The organism is Polynucleobacter necessarius (genome assembly GCF_900096765.1).
Taxonomy (GTDB): Bacteria; Pseudomonadota; Gammaproteobacteria; order Burkholderiales; family Burkholderiaceae; genus Polynucleobacter; species Polynucleobacter necessarius_F.
Genome location: NZ_LT615228.1, coordinates 1,812,710 through 1,825,583, shown reverse-complemented (window position 1 = coordinate 1,825,583; position 12,874 = coordinate 1,812,710). Strand labels below are relative to the sequence as shown.

14 protein-coding genes are annotated in these 12,874 nt (G+C 41.2%); 1 reads left to right on the top strand and 13 read right to left on the bottom strand.

The window, feature by feature from the left end:
* From DXE33_RS09570 to DXE33_RS10755, 8 genes are all read right to left on the bottom strand, one after another.
* Positions 1-674, bottom strand: a 674-nt coding sequence (locus DXE33_RS09570) for a UDP-glucuronic acid decarboxylase family protein (protein ID WP_162785453.1), incomplete at its 3' end; no start/stop codon positions are given.
* A 16-nt stretch (positions 675-690) separates the two neighbouring features.
* Complete coding sequence (locus tag DXE33_RS09565) at positions 691-1,596, bottom strand: NAD-dependent epimerase/dehydratase family protein (protein ID WP_114639662.1); 906 nt, start codon at positions 1,594-1,596, stop codon at positions 691-693.
* 18 nt (positions 1,597-1,614) lie between these two features.
* A complete protein-coding gene (locus tag DXE33_RS09560; protein WP_114639661.1) occupies positions 1,615-2,148 on the bottom strand; it encodes a dTDP-4-dehydrorhamnose 3,5-epimerase family protein in 534 nt (177 codons plus the stop codon).
* Between the two features lie 2 nt (positions 2,149-2,150).
* Positions 2,151-3,497 carry a lipopolysaccharide biosynthesis protein RfbH gene (gene rfbH / locus DXE33_RS09555; RefSeq protein ID WP_114639660.1) on the bottom strand — a complete coding sequence of 449 codons (1,347 nt, stop codon included), beginning with the start codon at positions 3,495-3,497 and terminating at the stop codon, positions 2,151-2,153.
* A gap of 13 nt (positions 3,498-3,510) precedes the next feature.
* Entirely contained in the window at positions 3,511-4,590 is a 1,080-nt protein-coding gene (gene rfbG, locus DXE33_RS09550; RefSeq protein WP_114639659.1) for a CDP-glucose 4,6-dehydratase, read from the bottom strand.
* On the bottom strand, positions 4,590-5,363 hold the full coding sequence (gene rfbF / locus DXE33_RS09545) for a glucose-1-phosphate cytidylyltransferase (RefSeq protein ID WP_114639658.1): 774 nt from the start codon (positions 5,361-5,363) through the stop codon (positions 4,590-4,592). Before rfbF ends, rfbG begins: the two co-directional genes overlap by 1 nt.
* Before the next feature lie 41 nt (positions 5,364-5,404).
* Positions 5,405-6,367 (bottom strand): Wzz/FepE/Etk N-terminal domain-containing protein, encoded by a 963-nt coding sequence (locus DXE33_RS09540; protein ID WP_231970469.1) that lies wholly within the window; start codon positions 6,365-6,367, stop codon positions 5,405-5,407.
* 430 nt (positions 6,368-6,797) lie between these two features.
* Positions 6,798-7,301: an O-antigen ligase family protein gene (locus DXE33_RS10755; protein WP_408634207.1), complete on the bottom strand. Its 504-nt coding sequence runs from the start codon at positions 7,299-7,301 to the stop codon at positions 6,798-6,800.
* A 678-nt stretch (positions 7,302-7,979) separates the two neighbouring features.
* Here DXE33_RS10755 and DXE33_RS09525 point away from each other — a divergent pair.
* Positions 7,980-8,972 carry an MraY family glycosyltransferase gene (locus DXE33_RS09525; RefSeq protein ID WP_331851810.1) on the top strand — a complete coding sequence of 331 codons (993 nt, stop codon included), beginning with the start codon at positions 7,980-7,982 and terminating at the stop codon, positions 8,970-8,972.
* A gap of 289 nt (positions 8,973-9,261) precedes the next feature.
* On the opposite strand, the gene DXE33_RS09520 is transcribed toward DXE33_RS09525, so the two are convergent.
* The 5 genes from DXE33_RS09520 to DXE33_RS09500 all read right to left on the bottom strand — a co-directional run bounded on the left by DXE33_RS09520 (position 9,262) and on the right by DXE33_RS09500 (position 12,860).
* Positions 9,262-9,927, bottom strand: a complete 666-nt coding sequence (locus DXE33_RS09520; protein ID WP_114639654.1) for a glycosyltransferase — start codon at positions 9,925-9,927, stop codon at positions 9,262-9,264.
* On the bottom strand, positions 9,924-11,057 hold the full coding sequence (locus tag DXE33_RS09515) for a glycosyltransferase family 4 protein (RefSeq protein WP_114639653.1): 1,134 nt from the start codon (positions 11,055-11,057) through the stop codon (positions 9,924-9,926). The genes DXE33_RS09520 and DXE33_RS09515 overlap by 4 nt, the downstream gene beginning before the upstream one ends.
* A 20-nt stretch (positions 11,058-11,077) precedes the next feature.
* Entirely contained in the window at positions 11,078-11,470 is a 393-nt protein-coding gene (locus tag DXE33_RS09510) for a hypothetical protein (RefSeq protein WP_231970468.1), read from the bottom strand.
* 194 nt (positions 11,471-11,664) lie between these two features.
* Complete coding sequence (locus tag DXE33_RS09505; RefSeq protein ID WP_114639651.1) at positions 11,665-11,997, bottom strand: glycosyltransferase family 2 protein; 333 nt, start codon at positions 11,995-11,997, stop codon at positions 11,665-11,667.
* On the bottom strand, positions 11,994-12,860 hold the full coding sequence (locus tag DXE33_RS09500; RefSeq protein ID WP_114639650.1) for an alpha-1,2-fucosyltransferase: 867 nt from the start codon (positions 12,858-12,860) through the stop codon (positions 11,994-11,996). Before DXE33_RS09500 ends, DXE33_RS09505 begins: the two co-directional genes overlap by 4 nt.
* Positions 12,861-12,874: the final 14 nt, after the last annotated feature.

Here is a 12,874-nt window from a genome sequence, read left to right as displayed (position 1 = left end):
ATTCTGACCATAGCATCAATTAAGTCATCTACGTAGCAAAAACTTCTGGTTTGCTGGCCATCACCATAAATGGTGATGTCTTTACCTTGCAGGGCTTGCACAATAAAGTTACTCACGACACGACCATCATTAGGGTGCATACGTGGGCCATAGGTATTAAAGATACGAACTACCTTAATGTCTAATTTGTGCTGGCGATAGTAATCAAAAAAGAGGGTCTCAGCACAGCGCTTACCTTCGTCATAGCAAGAACGAATACCAATCGGATTTACCTTACCCCAATAATCTTCTGGCTGAGGGTGGACCTCAGGATCGCCATACACTTCGCTAGTAGAGGCTTGCAAAATACGGGCGCGCGTTCTTTTTGCCAAACCCAGCATATTGATTGCACCATGCACACTGGTCTTGGTCGTTTGCACTGGGTCATATTGATAATGCACTGGTGAAGCTGGGCAAGCCAAGTTATAAATCTGGTTTGTTTCCACGTAGAGCGGGAAAGTCACATCGTGACGCATGAGCTCTAAGCGTGGATTGGGCAATAAATGCTCAAGATTTGCCTTGGATCCCGTGAAATAGTTATCTACCATTAATACATCATTATCCTCTTTCAAGAGTCGCTCAGTAAGATGTGATCCTAAAAAACCAGCGCCACCAGTGATGAGGATTTTGTTTATATAGATATTACTTTCTTTATTTGCCACTCAATAATCCACCTATAGACTCGTCTAACTCCATTTTGGATATGCCATTCAATATAGATATCTTGGGTGACCAATTTGGAATCTTTAAATAATCATTCCATGGGGCCATAACTTCTCTATCTCTATACGGTAGAGCTCCAAAATGCACTGGTACATCTCGTTGGATTACATCGGAATAAATGGCAACTAGATTTTTTAAACTGATTAGCTTATCGGCGCCCACTCCAAATGTATGCTTACCAGTGTAATTATGAATACTACTTATAGCCTGCATATACGCAGAAATAATATCGTCAATGTAAACAAGATTAATTAACTGCTCTCCAGGTGACATTTTAAGGGTTACCCCGCTTCTAGCTGCTTCTCTAAGATAGAAAAAAAGCTTTTTTCGAAAATCGCCAGGGCCATAACTATCAAATAACTTAAAATTGAATGTCGTAAAATTTTTAGCATGCGAATAGTAATCAAGAATAGACTCTGCTGCTCCTTTTGTTGCCGCATATAAATTTACTGGATTAAAACTTGCATTCTCATAGTGCTCCCAAGAGGTTCCTGTATTAATTATTTTACTTATTCCCGCATCCAGCATAGCCTCATAGAGCCTTGCGCTTAATAGAATGTTTGACTCAACTAGTGGATCTATGTCCACAGACTGATGATTTGCTAGAAATAATGAGGCTAAATGAATAACAACATCAGGACGAAAATCTTGTAGGGCATCCTTGATAGAGTCTAAATTATTTCGATATTGATACAACTTGCAGCCATGAATCTGTAAGTTTGTATCAGCAGATAAAGTCCTGACAAGACCAGCAACTTGATATTTTTTTTTCAAAAGCTCATCTAACAACTTACCGCCAATATAACCCGTTACTCCTGTTATGAATATTTTCATAGCTGTTATTACTTTAAATCAGAACGGGCTTTGAAATTTATCAAATGGAACATGCTGTTGATCTCTCGGAGATAAAATAGGATCGTCTAAGCCCCAATTAAAGTCAAAACTATTCCAACGTATGCCAAGATCACTATCTGGCATGTGAATTGTGCTTGTCTTGTAGATCATTAAGGAATCGGACTCAAGAGAAAGAAAGCCATGTGCGATGCCCTTAGGAATGTATATAAAGTAATGCCCCTCTCCACTTAATCGCACTGATGCCGTAGCTCCATAGCTATTTCCTTGACGCAAGTCAAGCAGAACATCTAACACACTCCCCCGAATACAGCTGACGATTTTCTCATGATCAAAGGGGGGGGATTGAAAATGCATTCCTCTAATTACGTCTTTTTTTGATGCAGAGTAATACTCTTCTCTCATGGTAAAACTTATACCCAATTTTCTGTATAAATTTTCGTGATAAGTTTTGACAAAAGTACCACGCAAATCTTCAAAAGCATCGCACTTTATTAAATAACAACCAGACAACAGCTCAAGCTCTACCCTCATAGTTATTCAAAACTTATGCCCAAAAAGGCTTCTATTTTTTGAGCTACAAATTCCAGCATTTCTTGAGTAAGGGCAGGCTGAACTCCAATCCAAAAAGTGTTATTCATTACATTATCAGAGTTGACTAATTCCCCGCTAATTCGATAGCTTGCATTTACCATGTAGGGCTGTCTTACTAAATTTCCAGCAAACAAAAGACGTGTTCCAATCTTATGTTGATCAAGATAAGTAATTAATTCATGCCTAGAGACGGGTGAGCCCTCTTTAACCGTAATCGGGAATCCAAACCAAGAGGGATCAGAATTTTCAGTTGGCTCTGGCAGCTGCAAGAACTCCTCACAAGAAGTTAATCGCTCTTTAAGAAATTTGAAATTGTCTTTACGTGCTTGAATAAATGTCGGCGCCTTTTCTAATTGAGCTAAAGCACAAGCGGCCTGCATGTCGCTAATTTTTAAGTTATAGCCCAGATGACTATAGGTATATTTGTGATCATAGCCTTCTGGCAAATTTCCCAATTTCCAGCAAAAACGCTTGCCACAAGTATTATCCTTTCCTGGAGGGCAGTAGCAATCACGACCCCAATCGCGAAAACTCTCGGCAATTTGTTTTAACTCAAAATTATCAGTAAATACCGCACCACCCTCACCCATCGTAATATGGTGGGCAGGATAGAAACTCAAAGTTGCAATGTCACCAAAGGTGCCGACCATCTGCCCCTTGTAGGTTGTACCGAGAGCATCGCAGCAATCCTCTACCAGCCAAAGGTTGTATTTCTTACAAAGCGCAGTCACTATATCTAGATTAAATGGATTACCCAAAGAATGGGCGAGCATGATGGCCTTAGTTTTTGGGCTGATTGCTGCTTCAATTTTTGAAGCGTCAATATTGTGCGTATATTTATCGACATCCACAAATACTGGAATCGCACCAAATTGAATAACAGGATTAACTGTTGTCGGGAAGCCGGCAGCTACCCCGATAACCTCATCGCCTTGCTTAATCGCTCGATCCCCTAGCTTTGGAGAAGTGAGCGTAGAAAACGCTACTAAGTTGGCCGATGAACCAGAATTCACGGTAATTGCATGTTTTACACCGATAAATTGGGCAAGTTTTTTTTCAAACTGTTCATTAAAGCGACCTGTGGTAAGCCAGCCATCTAAAGATGCATCCACCATATTCTTTAATTCTTGCGCACCAATTAATTTTCCAGAAGGTGGTACAAGAGTTTGTCCTGGCTCAAATGCTTTTGGAGCAAATTCAATGGCAGCATATTGATCTACCAACATAGCGATTTGCTTACGTAATTTTTCTTGCTCTAATTCTTTAATGTCAACGGTTTGTGTATTCATTATTTTGTATTTGCTATTTAGCACTCATATATTGATTAATTTGCGAAAGACTGACTTCTTGCATATTTTTTTTGGCTTGATAGACCTTTTGCCACTCCACGATTTTTTGCGTAGCAGTCTCTAGATTCCATTTGGGGACCCAACCTAATCGCGAATGCGCTTTAGAGCAATCTAGCTTTAAAAGATTAGCCTCATGGGGCTGCTCTAAACCCTCTTTTTCCCAGCTCACAGACTCGCCCCAACCAGCAATCAACAAATCAATCACCTCTTGGACTGGGCGATTATCTTTATCATTTGGTCCAAAGTTCCAACCCGAAGCAAATGCCGAACCTTGCTCATAAAGAGCCTGAGCCAAAATTAGATAACCAGAAAGTGGCTCTAAAACATGCTGCCATGGCCTCGTTGCCAAGGGGTTGCGAATCATCAAAGGCTTGTTTGCTTCAAAAGCTTTGATCGCATCGGGAATTAACCGATCTTCAGACCAATCTCCTCCACCAATTACATTACCGGCCCTAGCCGATGCCACTTTATTAGTTGAATTAGAGTCAGAGAAATACGACTGACGATACGCTGAAGTTACCAACTCTGCGCAACCCTTGCTATTGCTGTAGGGGTCATAACCACCCATAGGTTCATTCTCGCGATAGCCCCAAACCCACTCTTTGTTCTCGTAACACTTATCGGTTGTCACCACAACAGTCGCGCGAATTGAGTCAATACTTCGCGTACTTTCTAAAACATGGACTGTGCCCATCACATTGGTGGCATAAGTTTCTACCGGATTGGCATAGGAATAGCGTACCAAAGGTTGTGCTGCCATGTGCATCACTACATCGGGATTAGCCTGCGACATCGCTTTTTGTAAGTTTGCCAAATCTCGAATATCAGCGATATGAGATTTCTCAATCAGAGAATCGATTTCTAAAACATCAAATAAATTAGGTGTTGTATTAGGCGCTAAGGCATAACCAGTCACCTTTGCACCCATAGAGGCAAGCCAAAGCGATAGCCAGCTCCCTTTAAATCCGGTGTGTCCTGTTAGAAAGACTTTTTTGCCTTTCCAAAAAGCGGAATCAACCTTTGCAACTTTCATTACCAATTTTTCCAAGGCGCATTGCCTGAGAACCAAAGCTCTTCAAGATGATTTTTATCTCGCAATGTATCCATTGGTTGCCAAAATCCGTGATGCTGATAAGCCATCATTTGTGATTGCTGCGCCAAACTCTCTAAAGGCTCACGCTCCCAGATGGTTGAATCATCTTTAATCAAGTTAATCACTTCGGGAGAGAGCACAAAAAAACCCCCATTGATCATGCCACCATCACCTTTAGGCTTTTCTTTAAAAGAGGTAATTTGATGATCGGAATTTATATCAACCGCCCCAAATCGTCCCGGCGAATGAACTGCAGTTAAGGTGGCCTTTTTTCCATGAGACTTATGAAAGCCAATGAGCTCGGTGATATTGACATCGCTCACACCATCACCATAGGTAAAACAAAAAGCCTCTTCATCCTTCACATACTGGGCAACCCTTTTTAGACGACCACCAGTCATAGTTTCAGCGCCAGTATCAATCAAAGTTACTTTCCATGGCTCTGCATAACGATGATGCACTTCCATCTTGTTTTGCGCCATATCAAAACTGACATCGGACATATGTAAAAAATAGTTAGCGAAATACTCTTTGATCACATAGCCTTTGTAACCACAGCAAATCACAAAATCATTTACTCCATGAGCTGAGTACATTTTGAGGATGTGCCATAAAATCGGCATGCCACCAATTTCAATCATCGGCTTAGGTTTACTTTCAGTTTCTTCCGAAAGTCGTGTTCCTAAACCACCTGCCAGAATGACTGCCTTCATAGATACTCTTTGAATGTATGTGTTAATCAACTACCTATTAGTTATATGCGCCCGCTAATGCCCGATCCCGAGCGCCCGCTTTTTTCATCATGCCCCACATCACACTGCCCCTGCATCTGCGCTTTGAGCATCTGCGCTTTGAGTTTGGGGATCATCTGACGCACGAGTGCAATCAATACTCCCAAAAATAATCCGCCAAAAAGACCTGCCAATAAACTCTTGGCTTTTTTGGGATAGATGGGTTGGTCGGCCACATAGACAGGCGATTGCAAGGTCGCGGTTTGTGCACTACTAACATCGATGGTGGTGAGCAACTTTTCGCGCTCATCTTCTAGGTTGCGGGTTTCGGAGAGGAGTGCAAAGTAGGTTGGTGATACCGTATTTTTTGAACCCCCTCCCCCTGTGTTAGTCAATAAGGTTTTAAATAAGGTTTTATCTTGGGCTAAGCGCGCCTCTACTTGGGTTAAGCGCGCGCGCGCGCTATTGACGGCCTTGATTGGCTCCATCATTTTTGCTTGTGATGCGCTAATCGCCTCAAATACATTATCGGCACATGCCTTGGCAACTTCTGGGCTAGGACGGGTAACCTTGAGCTCCACTACATTGGCTACCCCTTTTGGGATCGACAGTTTGATCACTTTGCTTAATTGCGCCGCTGGATTGCTGGCGTTTTGTAAGTCACAGCCATTTACCACCTGCTGATCCCAGCTGGTGGGCAAACTCATGCGATTAATCAGTGCTTGCGGCTCTTCGATATTGACCCCTTGCGGATTTTTATCGGTTGGTAGGCTACGCGCCATCGCGATGTTGGCTAGTGCTTCGAATTGATTAGGGGTGAGCAGCAAAAAAATACCTGCAATGACTAGACCCAAAACGATAGTGATCGCAATGGTTTTGTAGGCTCTTTTTAAAAAGAGCAGGATATCGATGAGGGAGATTTCAGAATCACAATCTGAGTCTGACTCAAAATCATTTGTCCTTTGCTGATGATGGGTTGACTGCATATTCTCTGGCAATATATTTTGTGAAATCAAATGCATTTAAAAAGTTGGCGGGGTAAGCAGAGAATCAACTCATTGAATCTACTTACTTTTACTATTATACTACATTCTTAAATCTATAAACAAAGAATTTGAGTGAGCGCGAAGACCTAAAGGCAAAGGGGCGGGACCTAGAAGAAGCCGCCCTTTACCTTAGCTCTCGGCTTTCTGAGGAGGCACTCTTGAGAGGCCCAGCAATAACCCTAATATTAGCCATGCGGGTAGGTAAAGATAACCCTCTATACCAAGTGAAGCGAGCAAAAATCCGGCAAAAGACCAAAACCATTTTTTAGCCTGATTATTGCTTTTAAGAGCATTCATATAGGATCTAAATCTTGAAAAAACCCCGTAAATCAAGCCAATTGCCCCAAAAAGACCTATCTCAGCCGGCAATTTAGGCAAAAATGCTAGGCTGGGCACTCCACCAAAGGCTGCTTTTGGAGCCCACAGACTGTATTCCGGGGAAGCTGGCGTATACCAAGCAGGGTAAAACGGGTAGCACATATCCCAACTGCCCCAAGCCCACCCCAAAAAAGGGGTTAGCTAGCCAAGCTTTACAGGATGCAAGGATATGCGCGCCCCTCACCAAGGACGAACCCTCTAAATTACCCTGATTTAGATAGGGAAGCCAAGATAAGCCGACAAAGACATTTGCTTGCCCTTGTAATATGCACAGTCTTAATAGCGCCAATAGGCCCAGCACCAATACACCCACAAGAAACCGCTGAGGCCAGCTTAATAAAATTAAAAACGTTAATAAAAAGCAACTTAATATTCCTGTTCTTGATAAAGAAAATACTAGGCATATCCAGAGGCTTATAACCAAAGCGGCCCTACTGAAGCTTGCTTTTTCATTTAGCCGAATAAAGCAGATGGGATATATGGTAGCTATCACCATTCCTAGGTAGGAAGGCTCCTGAGTTAAGCCTCTTAAGCGATTGCCACCATAGGGCAATTGCGCGAATGGACTTAAAAAATCCGCATGCAATGGCGGGAAATTAATGACGCCCCCATTCATGATCGTCCAGATATCTGGAATCATGACCAGAACCATTGCCCAAGCGCCATAGGTTAAATATTGTTCAACCGATGAAGCAAAAGCTAGGTCGTGTTGCGTTAAATATGCTACGTACTGCACCACTATGAACACAAAAATAATGCTGATTAAAGCCGTATATGGCCTAGTGGTGCAAAGACCTTGACCAGTGATGCAAAAAAAAGCTGCAGAGCTAAGACAGTAAGTAACAAAAAGGGTGATGAAAATCAGTGATTTTTTTGGAATACGAAAGTTGCTTGTCAGGAGCGCTAAAGCCACAAAGTAAAAAGAGGCCTGTCCCAATAGAAAATGGTACTTGGTTAAAACAATATTGTTAAATGAAAAAAAGCAGAAAAACGCCAGTAAAAGACATTTTTTTGGAAAGCCATTCTTGCTTATTTGAAGCCGGAAAAAACATATCTTTGAATCCAATTTAATTGGATAGATAATACGCCTTTGAGGCACTAAGCAAGCAATGCCCGTACCAGCTTACTTTTTGCTCTATATTTTAAATAAATATACATATAACTAGGATTTGGCATGGCCGCTGCTTTTGCTGCATTTTTATTGTCTTGTTTTTTAACAATCCTCATAATTCGTTATCATTTTATTCATGAGCATATTTCTGCCGATACCGATTTTGATAGCCCGCAGAAATTTCACACTGTTGCTGTCCCACGAATAGGCGGCTTAGCTATTTTCCTGGCGCTTTTATTTGGAGGCACGATGCGCCTCATATCGGACTGGTCCAGTGGGATATTGTTATTACAAATACTAGCTTGTAGCTTACCCGCTTTTTTATCCGGAATCATTGAAGACTTGACCAAAAAGGTGAGCCCGTTGGTTCGTCTAGTAGCCTGCTTTAGCTCCGCTGTATTGGCTTATTTTTTCTTACACACTTCTGTTTCTTCTATTTCCATTTCCTGGATTGATCCCATTCTCGCAATACCAATTATTGCAGCTACTCTCTCCTGCTTAATGATTGCCGGCCTCACAAATTCTTATAACATCATTGATGGCTTTAATGGTCTTGCTTGCATGGTGGGTATCATAACTTTGGTGGCAATTGGTTACGTTGGTTTTCGTAACAATGACTTCACCATTGTATTTATAGTGGTTGCTACTATCGGCAGCATTATCGGGTTCTTTATCTGGAACTTCCCTCGTGGCCTGATATTTTTAGGTGATGGTGGCGCATATTTTATTGGCTTTTGGATCGGGGTACTCTCCATTCTGTTAATCATGCGAAATCAAACAGTGTCCCCATGGTTTGCATGTCTCATTAACATCTATCCAATTTTTGAGACACTTTTTTCTATTTGGCGTAAAAAATTTATTAAGAATATGAGTCCTGGAATGCCAGATGGGACACATCTACACATGTTGGTCTACGGTCGCATTGCGCGCTGGATTAATCCAAAACAAGCAAATAGTTTTTTTCTAGCAATACAAGAACCTCTCCATTCTTGTGGTTGCTGTCAAGCTTGGCTGTTTTTCCAGCAGCAGTCTGGTGGAATAATACGTGGATTTTAGAATTATTAACTGCGCTATTTTGCCTGACTTATATTTATATCTATCGTAGCATCGTGCAATTTAAAACATCGCGCTGGTTAAAAAAAATAAAGTGGTCACTACAATTTTCTAATTATTTGGGGGTGTTCCGCAAAAACCGCACATATAAATAACCCCTCCAACTCGCCGGAATTAAAAAAAAAGAGGCTCGTACTAATCCATCAAATAATGCTCGAATTCCTCCTTTTAATCCAGAATGCACGAGTAATTTTTGCATTTGGAATTCAGATTTTGCATATTTCCATCCGCCTCAACGTCTAAACATTCCCACTCCAGCAGAGGCATGTACTAGAACTTTTTTAATATTGGCTACAGGCATACCCATAGCTAAAAATCTACACCATAGGCCATAGTCCTCTTTCAGAAAAATATTTGGATATCCACCACACTCAAGGACAGCATCTAATCGATAAGCGACAGCCATATGGTTGAAAGGGTTACGTGTTTTGGCAAAAATACGAATCTCTTCCTCAGACGCCGGAACCTCTCTAATGGTCAATGGCTTACCATCCTCATCCACTTCCAATATCGCACTTCCTAATAATTTCAATTCAGGATGCTCTTGTAGAGCTGTAGCTAAAACTTCGAAACGTTCATTTAAATTAACGTCATCAGAATCAGCACGTACTACCCAAGGGAACCTGACAGCCTGTAAGCCAATATTAAGTGCATTTGCTAAACCAATATTTTTTGGCAGTCTAACTAATTCAATTGCTGGGTAACTGGCTTTTATATTCTTCACCAACTCCTCAAGCATAGTAGGCAGAGGCCCATCCAAAACCACAATACACTGATTAGGCAATAATGTATTTTCAAACACACTTTGGATTGCCCGCTTAAATAAAGCAGGATTATCTTTACCGTACAAAGCCATCAATACACAAAATCCGCCTGGAAAATTAATATTGGTGCTCATGCACTGCCTTTGGCTACAGCAACATGAATAGCCTTTTTTAGTTGGTTTGCAATACGCTCTTCAGTAAACTCAGCACTGACCTGCTTTCTTCCGGCATCTGAGAATTGTTGCCAAATATCCGGGTTGAAAGCCAAAGTTTGGATCGCCTCTAGTTGAGACTCTTGATCATCTGCAATTATTCCACCCAAAAATCCTTTAACTGCACCCACAGAAGTTCCTACAAATGGGGTCCCACATTCCATAGCCTCAATTAAAGTGATTGGTAAAACCTCAGTAATCGAAGGGGAGAAAATCAAAATGGAATGCGCAATTTTCTGAGCCAGATTGCATTCATCATCCTGCAAAAAAGAGATCCTTTCATTCAATTTTAAATCTATCACTCTTGTACGACACTCTTCAAAATACCGACCCTGACGATCGCCAATGAAACAACAAGATATTTCGAACGGTAATCTAGCCATTAGATTAATAGCTGCCAACTGATTTTTAACCGGAAAAAAATATCCTACAACCAAGATTTGCATCTGACGTTTAGATCGCGGAACATACTCCCCCATTTGATGGGCTGAATAATTTTTCAGAACAACCACTGGAATAAGGCATTTCTTTGCAAGCTCACGATCAAAGAAACGATTAGACTTTGAAGATTCATCCAAAGTAGTTATAGCATTTAATTTTTTTACTAGGCCTGGCAACCGCAAATAACGATAAGGTAACCATGCTAGTGATCTTAAGTACTGAGGAATGCTGACTTTGTAGGGGTGCATTGAGATTCCATGACTAATCATCAATACAGGAATTCCCAATTGATAAGCCACATCAATCGCACTATCTGTAAGTGCTGTTTGCCAAGCCTCAACAATCACCAGCTCAGGTTTATTGCTCGCGATAGCTTGTTTTAACCGGCCCTGGTTAATGCGAGCTGGGGAGTATAAACTTCCAGATCCTTTCGCAGGTACACAGGTTCGACCACTCAAAGGCAGGGGAATGGCTTGAAGATTGTTTTCTGCCCCAATAATGGATACATCATGACCTTGCTGTAACAGCAATTTGGCATGGCTCATAGCTGCCAGTGAGACACCGGAGCGTTCACTGGGGGGCCAAGCTCGCGAAATTAAGGTAATGCGCATAAATGACTCTCTTAAGCAATCTAATTCATAGCATTACGAATAATGAGAAGCAATGAAAATGCTGTGTAAGCCCATTTCTTTGTCAAAAATTTCAGATTTGGGAGTGGACTGGCATTTAATAAATATTTTAGGGCTGCAGTGGGATTATTCAATCTTAAATAAAGCGTTCCTAATAGATAGTTATGTCGTGCTAATGCACTATCCTTAAATTCAGGATGCATATCTGCGTGATGACGGCTATAAAGTAAGTGCTGTGCTTCAATATTTTTTAGAGATACGTTACTTATTGCATCAGCGCCTATCCAATAATTTCCCAAACACTTATCAACATATCTAAATCGTGCGTTAGCTTTTGCCAACCTTAACCAACAATCAAAATCTTCAACAGCGATAAGCGCCCTATCTTCTGACATACCTTGATTTTTAATCAGCAACTCTCTACGAACAATAGTCGCCGACGTAGGCAGAGGATTTCCACATAGCATCATTTGGACAAAAGGATCTGTGGATAAAAAGTCTCCTATCTTTGACCGTTTTTCCCTGGATTTAGATGAGTTAGACTCTTTTTTTACCCTCAATGAGTGATACAGAACATCGACGTCATCTCCTAAATATAATCTGACATGATTGATAACCGATTAAGATCCCACCAATCATCCGAATCCAGAAAAGAGATCCACTGCCCCCGAGATAATTCAAGCCCTTTATTTCTAGGTCTAGCTGGACCACCCCAATTGGACATATGGATCACTTGAATATTCAAGTTGCCCTCAAAATCTTTTACAACTGAGGCAATATCCTCAGAAGATCCATCATCGCAAACAATAACTTCGAAATCCCTAAAAGTCTGATCTCGCAAAGATTCTAAAGCCCGCCTCAACTGCCAAGATCGATTAAAAACTGGAATGATGACCGATATAAAAGGGGAAGCAGAATTCATATGATGAGCCACGCAGGCGGAAATAAAGTACGCGTATCTTTTTTGACTAGAAACCAGTTCTTTGGCCCGATCACAATTTTTTGTGGATTTGGGTTAAGCCATGCACCCCACCAACTGAAACTACTGTTGGCAATAATCTGATGTTTACAGTTAGAGATTAGGCGTAAGTCTTGAAAAGATTGATCGCCAACATTATGACCAACCAAATGCACTGGTGCACTTATAGTCAAATTGGCTCCAGCCCAGTCTATATCATCCGAAAATATGTAGAAATGAGGATTTGACACTTGCAAAAGGATTCTCTCTATCGCCTTTTGGTAATAGTCTAAAGAACATACACCATGATGCACTGCAGCTTTAGGATTAGTTAGATAATCTCCGCGGCGAATATGTAATGCGACAGAATTTTGACTGCGCATAGCATCCATTAACTCTTGATTAATTTCTCCTGGACGTATTAAAGGCTTTAATTCAGTACGGATTAGATCGCCGATTTTGTCAAAATATAAATAACTTTGCCAATACCCATCCAAATATACGTTATTAGGCACATCAAAAAACTGAGGGTCGTATTGGAAATGTAACTCACGTTTATAAAACCATGGACGCGGTAAAAATGGTAGCCTTCGAAGCACACGTCCGTGATAGAAACGAAATTGCAACTCTTCCTGCGCACTTGCTACTCTTGCAACTATTGGGTATTTATCAAGCTCGAATATACGTCGAGTATTTCCAAGCGGTATCTTGTGCAAATCACTTAAATCTAAGACCAGCTCAGTCTTGTGATGATGCGCTAAAGCTCTTCCTGCAGCGTATTGAAAAAACTGATTTCCAAGACCACCATTAATTTTTGTAATGATCACAGAAAATCCTTTAT